The sequence below is a fragment of the Clostridium amazonense genome, from assembly GCF_056431285.1.
On the sequence record NZ_JBWKMH010000028.1, the window covers coordinates 127,833 to 146,031 of the forward strand.

An 18,199-nucleotide genomic window follows, 5' to 3' on the forward strand; every position below is an offset into this window, starting at 1 on the left:
TTATGATTAGTGCGTTAAAGAAGATATGGAGTTTTGCAGGCGAAGAGAAGAATAATATTAATAAATCAATTATAATAGGTTTTTTATTTGCAATATTTCATATGTTTCAAATTAGTGCTATTTATTTTATTGTTATAGGACTTGTTGAAAAAGAAAATAGTAAGAATTCAGCATGGATTGCTTTAATTTTTTTAATAATAAGTATAGTTGGAAGAACAATTACAAACTATTTTTCACAATTACAACAAACTCATGCAGGATATTTTATGGTTGCAAATAAGAGAATAGCTATAGGTAATAAATTAAAAGCTGTGCCTATGGGGTATTTTAATAATAATAGTATTGGTGAAATTACAGGAATTACAACCACAGTTTTGGATGATGTTGAAAATACTGCACCAATGGTTTTAGTAAATATTTTAAGTGGATTTATTAATTCAATTGTGTTTACTGTTATGATATTAGCGTTTGAATTTAAAATAGGACTATTAGTTGTTGTTGGAACAATTATATATTTATTTGTAACTTCATTAATGGAAAAGAAATCAAGAGTATTGGCACCAAAGCGTCAAGAATCTAAGTCCAAATTAGTAGAAGCAGTATTGGAACAAATACAGGGAATGCATATTATAAAAGCATTTAATTTGACAGGTAAAGGCGATAAGAGGATTCGTGATTCATTAGAATATAATAGAAGTTCAAATTTTAAAATTGAAAAGTTATTTACACCATATACTATAGCACAAGCAATGGTTTTAAATATATTTAGTGTAATCATGATTATAGTATCTGTTTTTATGTATTTAGACGGAAACATGGAATTAACTAATGCTTTAATGTGTATTATTGTTTCATTTATGGTATTTGCTCAAATTGAATCAGCTGGAAGTGCAATGGCGGTTCTTCGTGTAGTAAGCAGTTCTATAGATCATGCTGATAAAACTGATAGTATGCCACAAATGGATAGCAATGGAAAGGATATTATTCCTAAAAATTATAATATTGAATTTGAAAATGTTAGTTTTTCTTATGATAAAAAGAAAATTCTTGATAATATTTCTATAACATTTCCTGAAAAAACTATGACTGCAGTAATTGGACCAAGTGGTTCAGGAAAAACAACTATGTGTAATCTTATTGCAAGATTTTGGGATGTAAATAGTGGAACTATTAAAATTGGTGGAAAAAATATTAAAGAATATACATTAGAATCATTGATGAATGAAATTAGCATGGTATTTCAAAATGTTTATTTGTTTCAAGATACTATTGAAAACAATATTAAGTTTGGAAGACCAGATGCTAGTCATGATGAAGTTATAAAAGCAGCTAAAAAAGCATGTTGCCATGATTTTATTATGAGTTTACCTAATGGATATAATACAGTTGTTGGAGAAGGAGGAGCAAGTCTTTCAGGAGGAGAAAAACAACGTATTTCAATAGCAAGAGCTATTTTAAAAGATGCTGCCATTATAATATTTGATGAAGCAACAGCTAATGTTGATCCAGAGAATGAAGATAGGTTACAAATTGCTATAGAAGAGCTAACAAAAGATAAAACTATTATTATGATTGCTCATAGATTGAAAACAGTTCGTAATGCAGATCAAATATTAGTAATTAATAATGGTAAAATTGAACAAAAAGGTAAACATGATGATTTGATAGTTAAAGAAGGTATTTATTCTACTTTTATTAATGCAAGAAAAGAATCAATAGGATGGAAGTTAGAAGCAAAGTAGATTGATAAATTTATGTTTAATAAAGCTATAATATAGATTTCAAACTTAAAAATGAAATTAGTCTTATTCTAATTGAGAAAAAGCAATTTAAAGTGTTGTACAAAAATTAACAATTAACGATAAAAGATAAAACTAAAATATCAGTTTTTTTTAATCAATTTCTATAATAATTTACAAAGCAATTTAGTTCACTAATAGCTGTTTAGTCTTGCAAATAAAATGGCAAATTCATTAAAGTTTCTTTGAAATTTTTATGAATAACGTTTTAAATAATTACTGTTTCTTGGAATAACACTATTCTCATTTGATACTTGAATAATTTCATTTTTCAGCTTGGAACCCTATAATATAAATTATTGATTTTAACAACTTGGTATTAAAGTTAATATAATAAAGTAGATTACTTAGTGATTAAGGTGTTGAGATGTATAATATTAAAGATGAAAAGTATGAACCAATAAGGTTAAGAAATGCGTATGCTTATTTTGTTTCTGAAAACCCATCTACTATGTTTAATACTACAAGTGTATTTCCTAAAATAGATGAAAGTGTATTTATAGGACCATTTTCTAGTGTGATAGGAGATGTGAACATAGAAAAAGATGTTTTTGTAGGTTGTAGTGTAGTGTTAAGAGCAGATGAGGGAAGTCCATTTTATATAGGATCTGGTTCTAATATACAAGATGGAGTTGTATTTCATGGATTAAAGAATAATAAATTTTATGTAAATGATAAGGAGTATTCAATTTATGTTGGAAGAAAAGTAAGTATAGCGCATGGAGCATTAATTCATGGACCAGTTATTATTGGAAATCATACATTTGTGGGATTTAGAGCGGTTGTTTCTAATGCTATAGTTGAAGATAACTGTTATATTGATACTGGAGCAATAGTGACTAGTGGTGTTAGGATATCTGAAGGTAAATATGTTCCAGTTGGAGCTATAGTAGATACACAAAAAAAAGCAGATAATTTGTTAAGTGTATCAAGTGAGCAAGTGGATTTTTCAGAAAAAGTTGTTGATGTAAATATGGAGTTTGGTAAGAATTATAAATAAAATTAATTTGGAAATAAAATAAATAATTTGAAATTTTATGTTGCAATATGTGTAAATGTTGTTATAATGAAGTTGTAAGAAGAATTGAATATTGGAAATGTAGCTAGGGGTGCCTTAAGGCTGAGAAGATTATGTCTAACTCTTGAACCTGATGTGGTTAATACCACCGTAGGGAAGCAAATTGTTAAGTTAATTTATGATGTTTGTATGTTTTAAGCTTGCCTAGGGGCAAGCTTTTTATTTTTGCAAAAAAGTTATGAGATAGAATAAAGGGGTGACTGAAGATTATGTCATTATATAGAGCTGTGGATGCAAATATTAATAGAGTTTGTGAGGGGATACGAGTTTTAGAGGATATTTCAAGATTTCACTTTGAAAATACATATACAACAAAGAAGCTTCGAGAGTTTCGTCATGAAGTAAGAAAAACTTTTAGTTCAAATGAACTTATATATAGCAGAGATTCAAGTGGCGATGTTGGAAGAAAAATTTCGGAAGCATCTACTTTGGATAAAAAGAATACTGTAGATGATATTATAAAATCTAATTTTAAAAGAGCTCAAGAAGGTTTAAGAACAATAGAGGAAATATTAAAAATTTTAGGAAATTACGAAATAGGCAAAAAATACGAAAAATTAAGATTTAAATCATATGAACTTGAAAAAGAAATGATTAAAAGAAAATTTATCTTTAAAGATAGTATATATGCTATTTTAGGTGAAGATTTTTCAAATGGAAAAGATAATATAACAGTTACGAAAGAGTTAGTGGAGAATGGAATTAAAGTAATTCAGTATAGAGAGAAAAATAAAGATAAGAATTATAAGATAAATCAATGCTTGGAGATTAAGAAAATTCTTCAAGGAACAGATGTAACTTTTATAGTTAATGATGATATTGATATTGCTTTAGCTGCTGGTGCTGATGGAGTACATTTAGGACAAGAGGATTTAAAACCTGTTGTTGTTAGAAATTTAAATCCAAATTTTATAATTGGACTTTCAACACATAATAAGAAACAAGCTTTAGAAGCTTTAGAATTATATTATTCTAATGTAATTGATTACATTGGCGTTGGTCCTATGTTTGATACAAATACTAAGAAGAACATAGAAAAAAGTGATGGTTTAAATTATTTAAAATGGGTTTCAGAAAATATAAATATGCCAAGTGTTGCAATTGGTGGAATTAAAGAAGAAAATATTAAGTCAGTTATAGAAAATGGTGGAAATTGTGTTGCTATGATTTCTGAATTAGTTGGAGCTAGTGACATCACTGAAAAGGTAAATTCAATAAGAAATATTTTTTCAACATCATTTTAAAATATAAGTATAATTTTATAAGTATGAAAGGGGATTTAATTATGCAATATACAACTCAAATGGATGCTGCTAAAAAAAATATTATAACAAAAGAGATGGAAATAGTAGCTAAGAATGAAAAAATGGAAGTTGAAACTTTAAGAAAGTTAGTAGCAGAGGGGAAAGTAGCTATACCAGCAAATAAAAATCATAAAAGTTTAGTAGCAAAGGGTGTAGGACAAGGCTTAACTACAAAAATAAATGTTAACTTAGGTATATCAAGAGATTGCTGCAATGTAGATGCAGAGCTTGAAAAAGTTAAAGTTGCATTAGATATGAATGCAGATGCAATAATGGATTTAAGTAACTATGGAAAAACTTATGAGTTTAGAAAAAAACTTATTGATATGTCTACAGCAATAATAGGAACAGTTCCAATGTATGATGTAGTTGGTTTTTATGATAAAGAACTTAAAGATTTAACTGTAGATGAGTTTTTTGATGTAGTTGAAAAACATGCTAAAGATGGTGTTGACTTTGTAACTATTCATGCAGGATTAAATAGAGAAACTGTTGAAACATTTAAAAGAAATCCTAGACTTACAAATATAGTTTCAAGAGGTGGTTCATTATTATATGCTTGGATGGAACTTAACAACAAGGAAAATCCATTCTATGAACATTTTGATAGATTATTAGATATATGTGAAAAATATGATTTAACATTAAGTCTTGGTGATGCATGCAGACCAGGATGTATAGATGATAGTAGTGATGCATCTCAAATTAAAGAACTTATGGTTCTTGGAGAGCTTACAAAAAGAGCATGGGAAAGAAGTGTACAAGTTATTATAGAAGGACCAGGACATATGGCTATAAATGAAATAGAAGCTAATATGATTTTAGAGAAAAAACTTTGTCATGGTGCACCATTTTATGTACTTGGACCTTTAGTTACAGATATAGCGCCAGGATATGACCATATAACAAGTGCTATAGGTGGAGCTATAGCAGCAACTTATGGAGCTGATTTCTTATGTTATGTTACACCAGCAGAACACTTAAGACTTCCAAATCTAGAAGATATGAAAGAAGGAATAGTTGCATGTAAAATAGCAGCTCATGCTGGTGATATAGCAAAAGGTGTAAATGGAGCTAGAGAAAGAGATAATGAAATGGGTAAAGCAAGAAAGGATCTTGATTGGGATAAGATGTTTGAAATTGCAATAGATAGTGAAAAACCAAAAAGATATAGAGAAGAATCACTTCCACAGCATAGTGATACTTGCACTATGTGTGGAAAAATGTGCGCAGTTAGAAATATGAAAAAGGTTTTAAAAGGTGAAGATGTAGATATACTAAAATAATATAAAAAAACCTAACTAGAATAAATAAAAAAACTGTAGGAGTAAAATCTTACAGTTTTTTAATGTTTTGATATAAAAAAATGATATAATAAAAAGGAAATGATTTCAAATAATGTAAGATATGTTTGGAGGGATATAGATTGTTAATTACAGTAGATAAAAGAACTATCTTTTATTTAAGACTTTATGAAGGCTCATAGCAATGACTGCTATAGAGGAAACAAGCTCGAATTTAAAACTATTTTTTTAGATGTAAATATATTGATTTCAAAACAAATATTTAATTTAAGATGGTTGCGAGCTAGTCTCACTATTTAGGGATTTTAAGTTTTGGAGTTAATAATTTTAAAGATGAACTTAGAACCCTATATAAGATAAAAACTTATGTTTTTGTTATGAGCGTAAAAGTTATTATAGCAGTCTTTGCGGATAAATCTTTATAAATATTATAAGGAGGAGCAAAGATATGGCTTATATTAAGGCTGAAACTGTTTTACCAGATGAAGTAATAAAAATAATTCAAAAATATATAGATGGAGAGTGTTTATATATTCCAAGAAAAGATGGAGAAAAGAAATCTTGGGGAGAAAAAAATGGAACTAGAAGAAGTCTTAAAGAAAGAAATAGATGTATTTTTAATAAATATAGTAATGGATATTCAGTTTCAAAATTATCAGAAGAATATTATCTTTCTGAAAAAAGTATCAGAAGAATAATAAGTTCTGAGAAATATAATTAAATAATAATTTTATTATAAAGGTTTAAGCTTTTGCTTAAACCTTTATAATGTATTGGAGTTTGTTTAAAAAAATAGAATATATTGTAAATAGAATTTTAATAAAATAGTAATATAATATAAAAGGGAAATAAATTACATAAATTGTATGCATTTAGAATTTTTATATTTTAGCAATTTAAAATTATTAAGGAGGAGAAAATTTTGGAGATTGGGTTAGAAAAGAAATATTACAAAACCTTTGACATTGTAAGAATTCCATTTAAAGCATCTAAACTATATACAATATTGTTGTTTATAATTAGCTTATTAGATGGAATAGTCCCTACTTTTCAAGTAGTGGTAACAGCTACTTTTTTAGATACAGCAATTGCAGTATTTAAAAATGAAAAAAGTTATAATGAAGTAATTGCTCCAATAATCATATTAATAGCATTACTTGCATATATTTGGGTTTCTGACAAGTTAGCAAAACTTGTAGAGGCAAAGCTGGAAATTAAACTAAGAGAAAGTTTTAAAACTAGTATAATGGAAAAAAGGGCGAAGTTAGAGTATAGGTATATAGAAAACGATGAGACTTGGAATTTAATGTCAAGGGTTTCTAAAGATAGTGAAATTAAGTGTAAAGATGCGTATAAAAATCTATTAGCTATGTGTAAATTTTCAATTAAAGTTATAGGATTACTTTTTATATTATTTACAAAAGTATGGTGGACACCACTTGTTATAATAGCAATCTCAGTGCCATTGTTAAAATTAGCTTTAAAAGGTGGAAAGGCTAGTTATGATGCAGAGAGAATACTTTCAAAGTATCAAAGAAAATTTGAATATTTGGGAGAAGTTCTTACAGGAAGAGAAGCTGTAGATGAAAGAAGTTTATTTAGATATACTGATGATATAAATGAAAAATGGATAAATGAATATGAAACTGCTAGAAAAATAGAGTATAAAGTACTTTTGAAGTGGTTTATAAAAATGAAGTCTAGTGGAGTTATAACAACATTGCTTTCAGTAATTATAATTATAGTATTTATAAAACCAGTTTTAAATGGTGAAATTACTATAGGATTTTTTATAGCTATATCTAATGCAGTTTTTGGTTTAATTCAAATAATGTCATGGCAGATTTCTAATATTGCAGATACTTTAGCAAAAAACAAAGAGTATCTAAAAGATTTAAGTGAATTAGTAAATTTAGATGAATGTGAAGGTGCTATAGAGAAGCCTTATAACATTTCTGAAAATGTAAAATCCTTAGAATTTAAAAATGTGTCTTTTAAATATCCAGGAACTAATAATTATATACTAAAGGAACTTTCTTTTAAAATTGATGAAGGAAAACACTATGCATTTGTAGGAACAAATGGTGCAGGGAAAAGTACAATAACAAAACTTATAACTGGTTTATACGATAACTTTGAAGGTGAAATCCTCATAAATGATAAAAGTATAAGAGAATATACAAAGAGCCAATTAAAATCTTTATTTGCTATAGTACATCAAGATTTTTCAAAATATTTCGTAAAATTAAAAGATAATGTTGCACTAGGAAATATTAATTCTATGGAGAACAAATCTGATGATGGATATATATATGAAGCTATAAAAACAGTTAAATTAAATGATTTTGTAGATACTCTTCCAAATAAATTAGATACAGAGCTTGGAAAAATAAAAGACAATGGAATAGATCTTTCTGGAGGACAGTGGCAAAGATTAGGAATTGCTAGAGCCATCGTAAGTAATGCTTCACTTAAAATTTTAGATGAACCAACAGCAGCATTAGATCCAATAAGTGAAAGCAATATGTATGAGGAGTTTGAAAAAATAAGTAGAGGAGGAACTACTATTTTCATAAGTCATAGACTCGGTTCTACTAAACTAGCTGATGAAATTTTTGTTATAGACAATGGTAAAGTTGCAGAAAGTGGTTCTCATGATGAACTTATGAATATAGATGGAATATATAAAAATATGTATGAAAGTCAAAGGGGATGGTATTTATGATGGATAATAATAAAGGAATATCTTTTTTTACAATACTAAAGAAAACAATACCATTAGCATTTTTTGCATGCCCTATATACTTTATGATTAATAACATTGTAGGAATGTTTCATGGAATGAGCTTTGGTGTAAATACCTATGTAACACAAAGATTTTTTGACTTAACAGAAAGAGAAGTAAGATTAGGAGGATCATTTTCAAAAATACTTTATGGTGCCATAGTACTTGGTATTGTACTTGTTATAAGTCAAGTACTGAATGGTGTGTCTAATTTTATGAGCAATAATATGGAAAAAAAGATGACAGGAAAGTTTTTAAAGTTAATTAATGAAAAAGCTGGAAAGCTTAATCAAGTTGATTTTGAAAATCCTAAATGTTTGGATGATATAAATAAGGCAAAAGAAGGAGCTAAGGGAAGTATTAATCTTATTCTAGTACTTAGTTTTATACTTATGTGTTATTTTCCATATATTATTTTCATGGCAATTTATCTTTATAGATTAAAACCTATTTTAGCTATATCATTAGTAATAATATTTATACCAGTAGCATTTACCCAATTTGTTAGAGTAAAAATATTTGGAGATTTAGAAGATAAGTCAGCACCATTAAGAAGGCAGACTGAATATTATGAAGGTTGTATAGTTGGAAAGGAATATTATAAGGAAACTAGAATTTTAGGTGCATTTAATTATTTTAGAAAATTATATACTGATGCTGTAAAGTTGCTTAATAATAATATATGGAAAGCTGAGAAGAAGGCAGCAATTATAGAACTTTCTATGAGTATATTAACTTTTTTAGGATATGCTGGTGTTTTATATCTATTATTAGATGCATTAATGAAAAAGGAAATATCTATAGGAGCATTTGGAGCAGTATTTGCATCTGTAGATATGATGTTTGGAATGATGGAAGAAATAGTTTATATGCACATTGGTAGTATTACCAAGGAAATAGGTTTAGTTAGAAATTTTATTAGATTTTTAGATATGCCTGAAAGATGTGGTGAAGAAGTTTATACAAATGGATCAATAGGAATTGATATAGACAATGTTTCATTCCAATATCCATGTGCTAATAAAAAATCACTGGATAGTGTAAATTTAAAAATAAAAGAAAATGAAACTATAGCTATTGTAGGTGAAAATGGAGCAGGAAAAACTACGTTAGTAAAGCTTATAATGGGTATTTATATGCCAACAGAAGGAACTGTAAACATAGGGAATGTAGATACTAAAAAAGCATCAATGAAATCATTGTATAAGGATATTTCATGTGTTTTTCAAAAATATCAAAGATATAAAATGACACTTAAAGAAAATGTAGTTATTGGGTATGTAGATGGTGATGATAAGTACATTGAAAATAATTTTGATAATTCTATATATAAATCTGATTTAGATGTAAATAGAAAAAGTTTTCCAGATGGATATGAAACAATGCTTTCAAGAGAGTTTGATGGTGTGGATCTTTCTGGTGGACAGTGGCAAAGAGTTGCTATTGCAAGAGGATTTTATAAAAATCATAAGATGATAGTTTTAGATGAACCAACAGCAGCAATAGATCCTGTTGAAGAAACAAAAATATATAAAAAGTTTTCAGAAATGGCTAAGGGGAATACAGCAATAATAGTTACTCATAGATTAGGCTCAGCTAAAATTGCAGATAGAATAGTGGTTATGGATGATGGAAGAATATCAGAAATAGGAAGTCATGAAGAACTAATGGAGAGTAATGGGAAATATAGAGAAATGTATGATGCACAAAGACAATGGTATGTAAGAGAAGAGGAAACAGTTTAATTTTAAAATATGTAAAATAGAAAAGAATCTAAGAAGTAGTTAAAGCTTTTTAGGTTCTTTTTTATGCTTCTATTATTTGAAAGTCTATATTCTCAAGTTTAATTAGTAATTGTTTAAGGGATATAGTTTCCTTTAGGGCTATGTTAGTATTTTAGTATAGAAGTTATTTGAGGAGGGGGAAAAATGAATTTAGAGTTTAGAAAAGCTACAAGAGAAGAGTCAAAGTTAATGGTAAATTGGAAATTTGAAGGGGAGTATTCATTTTATGACAATGATAAAACAAAAGCCAAAAAAGAATGTATAGAAAACATGTTTGAAGATGAATTTGCATTTGTCATTTACAATGAAAATAATGAACTTATAGGGAATTGTTGTTTTGATAGAGATGAAGATGATAATGGTAAAGAGGTGCTTTTATTTGGCATTCAAATGAAGCCAGAACTTACGGGAAAAGGACTTGGTAAAGAAGTTGTAGAAAAAGCTTTAGAATTTGGAAAAAGCAAATTTAAGTATAATGAAATTAATCTATTAGTTGCAAAGTTTAATAAGAGAGCTATAAAAGTATATGAAAAAATAGGTTTCAAAAAAATTGATGAGTTTATAATGAATGCTAATGGAGAACAGAAAGAATTTATTGAAATGAATAAAAAATGGAAATAAGTTAAAAGGATGATAGAGTTGGAATTTAAATTAGAATCAAAAACTTATAACATTATGGATATTATAAAAATACCATTTAAAGCATCAAAAATTTATTCGTTATTATTATTTGTATTTTCAATTTTAAATGGGGTAGTTCCAACATTACAAGTAATAGTTACAGCTAAGTTTTTAGATGTAGCAATATTAATATTTAAAGGTGAAAGAGATTATAGTGATATTTTTATGTATATAGCACTAATAATGATTTTAATAGCTTATGTATGGATTTCAAATAATGTTATAAAGATGATAGAAACAAAATTAGAAATTAAACTAAGAGAAAGTTTTAAAATTAAAATAATAGAAAAAAGAGCAAAATTAAAATATAAATATATTGAAAATGAACATATATGGGATTTAATATCTAGGGTTTCAAAAGATGCAGAAAGCAAATGTAAAAATGCATATAGAGATTTATTATCAATGAGTAGTATGGTAATTAGGGTATTAGGATTATTAATTGTGTTATTTACCAAAGTTTGGTGGACTCCATTTACTATAGTTTTAGTTTCAGTTCCACTATTTAAAGTAGCATTAAAAGGAGGCAAGGCTACATATAATGCAGAGAGAAAAGTTTCAAAATATAAAAGAAAATTTGAATATTTAAGTGATGTTCTTTTAGGAAGAGACTGTGTAGATGAGCGAATTTTATTTGGATATACAAATAAGATAAATGAAAACTGGAAAGAACAATATGAAATTGCAAGGAAAATAGAGTATAAAGAGGAAGTAAAGTGGTTTATAAAAATGAAATGTAGTGGCATATTAACTGCAATACTTTCCATATTAATAATACTTGTTTTTATAAAACCAGTTTTAGATGAAAAAATTAGTATTGGACTTTTTATATCAATTTCAAATGCAGTGTTTGCATTAATACAAATGATGTCATGGGAGTTAACAAATTACTCAGATCAACTTGCAAGAAATGCTGAATATCTAAAAGATTTAGATGAATTTGTAAAATTAGATGAAAGTGATGGTGCCATAGATAAACCATATAAGAAACAAATTAAAGTTAAGTCTTTAGAATTTAAAAATGTATCTTTTAAATATCCAGAAACAAATAATTATGTATTAAAAAATCTTTCATTTGTAATAGAAGAAGGAAAGCATTATGCATTTGTAGGAACGAATGGTGCAGGAAAGAGCACAATAATAAAATTAATAACAGGATTATATGAAGAATTTGAGGGAGACATTCTTATAAATCAAAAAAGTATAAATGAATATACAAAAAGTGAATTAAAGGTTTTAACTTCCGTAGTTTGGCAAGACTTTTCAAAATATTATATAAGTATTAAAGATAATATTGCATTAGGAAATATAAATAATATGGGAAAGGAAGATAAATATATAGAGGAAACGTTAAAAACTGTTGGATTATATGAATTTGTAGAAAAATTATCTAAAGGACTTAATACTGTGCTTGGAAAAATTAAGAATGATGGTATAGATCTTTCAGGGGGACAGTGGCAAAGAATAGGAATTGCTAGAGCTATTGTAAGTAATGCATCACTTAAAATTTTAGATGAACCAACAGCAGCATTAGATCCAATAAGTGAAAGCAATATGTACAAAGAATTTGAGAAAATAAGTAGAGGGGGAACTACTATCTTTATAAGCCATAGACTTGGTTCCACTAAACTTGCGGATGAAATTTTTGTTATAGATAATGGAAAAGTTGTAGAGTGTGGATCACATGAAAAATTAATGAATTTAAATGGAACATATAAGAAAATGTATGAAAGTCAAAGGAGCTGGTACTTATGATAAATAATAATAAACGTATATCTATTTTCAAAATGCTAAAAACAGTAGTACCAATAGCTTTTTTGACTTGTCCATTATATTTTATTTTTAGTAGTATATTAGGTGTTTTTCATGGAGTTTCTTTTGGAGTAAACACATTTATGACTCAAAAGTTTTTTGATACGGTGGCAAATACTATAAAAATCAAAGGTGATTTTAAAACTGTAGTTTATATGACTATATTGTTAGGAATAGTACTTATTATAAATCAGATTTTAAATGGACTTAGTAACTTTGCAAGTATGAATTTAGTAAAGAAAATAACAGGTTCTATGAATAAAATAGTAAATGAAAAGTCTGGAAATATAAGGCCAATTTATTTTGAAAACCCTAAATTTTTAGATGATATAAATAAGGCTAAAGAGGGAGTAACTGCTAGTGTAGAAATAGTTATAGTCATTGCATTACTTTTAACATTTTATGTTCCTTATTTTATTTTTATGGGAATTTATCTTTACAAATTAAAACCTATTTTAACATTTTCAATCATATTAATATTTATACCAGTAGCATTAACACAATTTGTTAGGGTGAAAGTATTTGGAGATTTAGAAGATGAAGCAGCTCCATTAAGAAGAGAAAATAATTATTATGAAAGTTGCATGGTAGAAAAAGAGTATTATAAAGAGACTAGAATTTTAGGGATTTTTGGATATTTTAAAGATTTGCATTTAAAGTCATTAAGGTTACTAAATAAAAAAATATGGAAAGCAGAGAGAAAAGTAGATTTTATTGAAATTGGCATGAGTATAGTAACACTTTTAGGATATGCTAGTGTTTTATATTTATTGTTTAGGGCATTAATGCAAAGAGAAATATCAATAGGTGCATTTGGAGCTGTTTTTGCATCGGTAGATATAATGTTTAGTATAATGAAAGAAATAATTTGTAGTCATATAGGTGAACTCACAAAAGGTTTAGGAGCTGTTAGAAACTTTATAAGATTTTTAGAAATACCTGAAGAAACAGGTGAAGCTATAAATATAGATACTTTTGACATTGTTATGAATTATGTATCTTTTATATACCCATATGCTAAAAATAAATCTTTAAATAGTGTAAATTTAAAAATAAAAGAAAATGAAACTATAGCTATTGTAGGTGAAAATGGAGCAGGAAAAACTACCTTAGTAAAACTTATAATGGGTATTTATATGCCAACAGAAGGAACTGTAAAAATAGGAAATGTAGATACTAAAAAAGCATCAATGAAATCATTATATAAGGATATTTCATGTGTTTTTCAAAAATATCAAAGATATAAAATGACACTTAAAGAAAATGTAGTTATTGGATATGTAGATGGTGATGATAAGTACATTGAAAATAATTTTGAGGATTCTATATATAAATCTGATTTAGATGTAAATAAAAAAAGTTTTCCAGATGGATATGAAACAATGCTTTCAAGAGAGTTTGATGGTGTGGATCTTTCTGGTGGACAGTGGCAAAGAGTTGCTATTGCAAGAGGATTTTATAAAAATCATAAAATGATAGTTTTAGATGAACCAACAGCAGCAATAGATCCTGTTGAAGAAACAAAAATATATAAAAAGTTTTCAGAAATGGCTAAGGGGAATACAGCAATAATAGTTACTCATAGGTTAGGCTCAGCTAAAATTGCAGATAGAATAGTAGTTATGGATGATGGAAAAATATCAGAAATAGGAAGTCATGAAGAATTAATGGAGAGTAGTGGAAAATATAGAGAAATGTATGATGCACAAAGAGAATGGTATGTAAGATAAAAAATAGTTTTAAAATAGATATTTAAGTAAATAAAATGAAAAGGAATTTAAAAAATGTTATAGTTTTTAAATTCCTTTTTTATTAATCAATATTTAATCATAAGTTCATTATAAATAATACATTAGTATATTAAGAAAAAAATAACTTTAGAACTATGTAATATATTGTTAATAAAAAATTTATAATATTTTACATAAATGGTGCTATAATGTAAAAAGGTACACAGATATTTATAATATGTAGAGTTGTTAAAAATGAATTATATAGTCTTTATAACTTTACTTTAAACGCTTAAAGGGGTGAGAATTTTGGAGTTTAATTTGGAAAAGAAGAATTATAAGACCATAGATATTTTAAAAATTCCATTTAATGCATCTAAAGTTTATACTATATTATTTTTTATAATTAAGCTTTTAAATGGATTAATTCCTACAATTCAAGTGGTGGTAGTAGGGAGTTTTTTGGATACAGCCATTGCAATATTTAAAAATGAAAAACAATATAGTTCCATAATTGATTCATTAGTTATATTAATAATTCTAATTGCGTATAGTTGGACTTCGGATAAGGTTTTAAAACTTGTGGAATCAAAGCTTGAAATTAGACTTAGAGAGGCTTTTAAGTTTAGCATAGTCGAAAAAAGATCAAAGGTTGAATATAAGTATATAGAAAATAGTAAAAGTTGGGATTTAATGTCTAGAGTATCTAAAGATGCTGAAACAAAATCTAAAGATGCATTAGATAATTTATTAACAATGATGGAGATGTCACTTAGAGTTATAGGATTATTAGTTATATTATTTACTAAGGTATGGTGGACACCAATTGTCATATTGATTATTTCGGTTCCATTATTTAAGCTAGCTTTAAAAGGTGGAAAAGCTAGTTATGAGGCTGAAAGAGAACTTTCAAAATATCAAAGAAAGTTTGAATATTTAGGAGATGTACTTACAGGAAGAGAAGCTGTAGATGAAAGAAGTTTATTCCAGTATACAGATGCTGTAAATGAAAAATGGATAGAACAGTATGAAACGGCAAGAAAAATAGAATGTAAAGTGCTTTTAAAATGGTTTGTAAAAATGAAATCTAATGGAGTTATAACAACATTAATTTCAGTACTTATAGTTGTTGTATTTGTAAAGCCAGTGCTAAATAAGGAAATTACTGTAGGCTTTTTTATAGCTATATCTAATGCAGTTTTTGGAATAATTAATACGTTATCATGGAGAATTTCATGGAATGTAGATACTCTTGCAAAAAATAAAGAGTATTTAAAGGATTTAACTGAATTAATAAATATGAAAGAAAGTGAAGGAGCTATAGAAAAACCTTGTAAGAATAGTATAGATATAGAATCACTAGAATTTAAAGATGTATGCTTCAAATATCCAGGAATGCAAAATTATATATTAAAGAATCTTTCATTTAAAATAGATGCAGGGAGACATTATGCTTTTGTAGGAACTAACGGTGCTGGAAAAAGTACAATAACAAAACTTATAACTGGATTATATGATAACTTTGAGGGTGAAATTCTTATAAATAATAAAAGTATAAGAGAATACAGAAAAGCTGATTTAAAGTCAATGTTTGCTATAGTGCATCAAGATTTTTCAAAGTATTTTATAAAAATTAAAGATAATGTTGCACTAGGTAATATTAATAAAATGGAAAATGAAAAAGATGATGAATATATAAAAGATGCTATTAGAACAGTAAAATTAGATGAAGTTGTAAATATTCTTCCTAATAAGCTTAATACAGAACTTGGAAAGATTAAAGAGGGGGGAGTAGATCTTTCGGGAGGACAGTGGCAAAGGCTAGGAATTGCTAGAGCAATTGTAAGTAATGCTTCACTTAAAATTTTAGATGAACCAACGGCATCATTAGATCCAATAAGCGAGAGTAATATGTATGAGGAGTTTGAGAAAATAAGTAGAGGCGGAACTACTATTTTTATAAGTCATAGGCTAGGATCTACTAAACTCGCAGATGAAATTTTTGTTATAGACAATGGTAATGTTGTAGAAAATGGTTCACATGATAAACTTATGAGTTTAGATGGAATATATAAAAATATGTATGAAAGTCAAAGGAGATGGTATTTATGATAAATAAGAAAGATATATCATTTTTTACAGTGTTGAAGAAAACAATACCATTAGCCTTTTTCTCATGCCCTGTATATATGATAATTGTTAATATTATAGGGGCTATTAATGGCATTGGTTGGGGAGTAAACACTTATGTAACACAAAGATTTTTTGATACAGTTGAAAGAGAAGTAAATATAGGTGGAAGTTTCAGAAAAGTAATATATGGTGTAATATTACTAGGAAGTGTAGTTATTACAATTCAGGTATTAAATGGTGTATTAATTTTTATGTCTAATAATTTAGGAAAAATAATAAAGGGAAACTTTTTTAAATTAATTAATGCAAAGGCAGCAAGGTTAAATCAACTAGACTTTGAAAATCCCAATTGCTTAGATGATATAAATAAAGCAAAAGAAGGGGCAATGGGAGCAATAGAAACTGTTAGACTACTTTTGCTTATAGTCATAGCGTATACTCCATACTTTATATTTATGGCTATATATCTTTATAAATTAAAGCCTCTTTTATCTATATCCATATTAATAATTTTTGTACCAGTTGGATTTACTCAATTTCTTAGGATTAAAATGTTTGGAGATTTAGAAAATAAAGTAGCACCACTAAGAAGACAAACTGAATATTATGAAGAATGTATAGTGGGAAAAGAGTACTTTAAAGAAACTAGAATTTTAGGTGCATTTAATTATTTTAAAAGCTTATATCAAGATGCTTTGAAGAGATTGAATACTGATATATGGAAAACTGAAAAAAGACTAGCACTTATAGAAATATTTATGAGTGTATTAACATTTTTAGGATATGCCGGAGTTCTATATTTATTATTTGATGCATTAATGAAAAAAGAAATATCAGTGGGAGCTTTTGGAGCAGTCTTTGAATCTATAAATGTTATGTTTAGCATGATGAAAGAAGTCATTTACAAGCACATAGGAAATATTACGAAAAAGTTGGGGTTAGTTAGAAACTTTATTAGATTTTTGGACATGCCTGAAAGAATAGGTGAAGATGTAAATATAGATGGAGAAATAGGAATTAAGATAGAAAATGTTTCATTTGAGTATCCATATACTAACAAAAAGAGCTTAGATGATATAAATTTAGAGATTAAAGAAAATGAGACCATTGCTATTGTAGGAGAAAATGGAGCAGGAAAAACTACATTAGTAAAACTTATAATGGGTATTTATATGCCAACAGAGGGAACTGTAAAAATAGGAGATGTAGATACTAAAAAAGCATCTATGAAATCATTATATGAAAATATATCTTGTGTTTTTCAAAAATATCAAAAATACAAAATGACATTTAAGGAAAATATATGCATTAGCAATGCAATATGTGATGATGATTATAATGAAAATAATTTAGCAATTGCTATATGTAAATCAGATTTAGATATAAATGAAAGAAGTTTTCCAAATGGATATGAAACAATGCTTTCAAGAGAGTTTGATGGTGTAGATCTTTCTGGTGGACAGTGGCAAAGAGTTGCTATTGCAAGAGGATTTTATAAAAATCATAAAATGATAGTTTTAGATGAACCAACAGCAGCAATAGATCCTGTTGAAGAAACAAAAATATATAAAAAGTTTTCAGAAATGGCTAAGGGGAATACAGCAATAATAGTTACTCATAGATTAGGTTCAGCTAAAATTGCAGACAGAATAGTAGTTATGGATGATGGAAAAATATCAGAAATAGGAAGTCATGAAGAACTAATGGAGAGTAATGGGAAATATAGAGAAATGTATGATGCACAAAGACAATGGTATGTAAGAGAAGAGGAAACAGTTTAGTTTTAAAA

Annotated in this window: 12 protein-coding genes and 1 riboswitch; all 12 genes read left to right on the forward strand. The window is 27.2% G+C overall.

Features of this window, described 5'->3' with window-relative positions; genetic code table 11:
* Positions 1-2 precede the first annotated feature (2 nt).
* Positions 3-1,742: an ABC transporter ATP-binding protein gene (locus AC07E4_RS12100; protein ID WP_478216528.1), complete on the forward strand. Its 1,740-nt coding sequence runs from the start codon at positions 3-5 to the stop codon at positions 1,740-1,742.
* 424 nt (positions 1,743-2,166) lie between these two features.
* Positions 2,167-2,799 (forward strand): DapH/DapD/GlmU-related protein, encoded by a 633-nt coding sequence (locus tag AC07E4_RS12105; RefSeq protein ID WP_478216529.1) that lies wholly within the window; start codon positions 2,167-2,169, stop codon positions 2,797-2,799.
* Between the two features lie 95 nt (positions 2,800-2,894).
* A riboswitch (TPP riboswitch) is annotated at positions 2,895-2,991 on the forward strand.
* Positions 2,992-3,086: 95 nt separating this feature from the next.
* Complete coding sequence (thiE, locus tag AC07E4_RS12110; protein WP_478216530.1) at positions 3,087-4,121, forward strand: thiamine phosphate synthase; 1,035 nt, start codon at positions 3,087-3,089, stop codon at positions 4,119-4,121.
* Positions 4,122-4,162: 41 nt separating this feature from the next.
* Positions 4,163-5,467, forward strand: a complete 1,305-nt coding sequence (thiC, locus tag AC07E4_RS12115; protein WP_040329547.1) for a phosphomethylpyrimidine synthase ThiC — start codon at positions 4,163-4,165, stop codon at positions 5,465-5,467.
* Between the two features lie 466 nt (positions 5,468-5,933).
* A complete protein-coding gene (locus AC07E4_RS12120) occupies positions 5,934-6,206 on the forward strand; it encodes a CD3324 family protein (RefSeq protein WP_040329546.1) in 273 nt (90 codons plus the stop codon).
* A gap of 201 nt (positions 6,207-6,407) precedes the next feature.
* The gene (locus AC07E4_RS12125; RefSeq protein WP_478216531.1) at positions 6,408-8,210 is read left to right on the forward strand and encodes an ABC transporter ATP-binding protein; all 1,803 of its coding nucleotides are present in this window, start codon (positions 6,408-6,410) and stop codon (positions 8,208-8,210) included.
* Positions 8,207-10,015 (forward strand): ABC transporter ATP-binding protein, encoded by a 1,809-nt coding sequence (locus AC07E4_RS12130; protein WP_478216532.1) that lies wholly within the window; start codon positions 8,207-8,209, stop codon positions 10,013-10,015. The genes AC07E4_RS12125 and AC07E4_RS12130 overlap by 4 nt, the downstream gene beginning before the upstream one ends.
* A 183-nt stretch (positions 10,016-10,198) precedes the next feature.
* Positions 10,199-10,675 carry a GNAT family N-acetyltransferase gene (locus AC07E4_RS12135; RefSeq protein WP_478216533.1) on the forward strand — a complete coding sequence of 159 codons (477 nt, stop codon included), beginning with the start codon at positions 10,199-10,201 and terminating at the stop codon, positions 10,673-10,675.
* Between the two features lie 18 nt (positions 10,676-10,693).
* Positions 10,694-12,490: an ABC transporter ATP-binding protein gene (locus tag AC07E4_RS12140; protein WP_478216534.1), complete on the forward strand. Its 1,797-nt coding sequence runs from the start codon at positions 10,694-10,696 to the stop codon at positions 12,488-12,490.
* On the forward strand, positions 12,487-14,277 hold the full coding sequence (locus tag AC07E4_RS12145) for an ABC transporter ATP-binding protein (RefSeq protein WP_478216535.1): 1,791 nt from the start codon (positions 12,487-12,489) through the stop codon (positions 14,275-14,277). The genes AC07E4_RS12140 and AC07E4_RS12145 overlap by 4 nt, the downstream gene beginning before the upstream one ends.
* A 309-nt stretch (positions 14,278-14,586) precedes the next feature.
* Entirely contained in the window at positions 14,587-16,389 is a 1,803-nt protein-coding gene (locus AC07E4_RS12150; RefSeq protein WP_430828595.1) for an ABC transporter ATP-binding protein, read from the forward strand.
* A complete protein-coding gene (locus tag AC07E4_RS12155) occupies positions 16,386-18,191 on the forward strand; it encodes an ABC transporter ATP-binding protein (protein ID WP_478216536.1) in 1,806 nt (601 codons plus the stop codon). The genes AC07E4_RS12150 and AC07E4_RS12155 overlap by 4 nt, the downstream gene beginning before the upstream one ends.
* Positions 18,192-18,199: the final 8 nt, after the last annotated feature.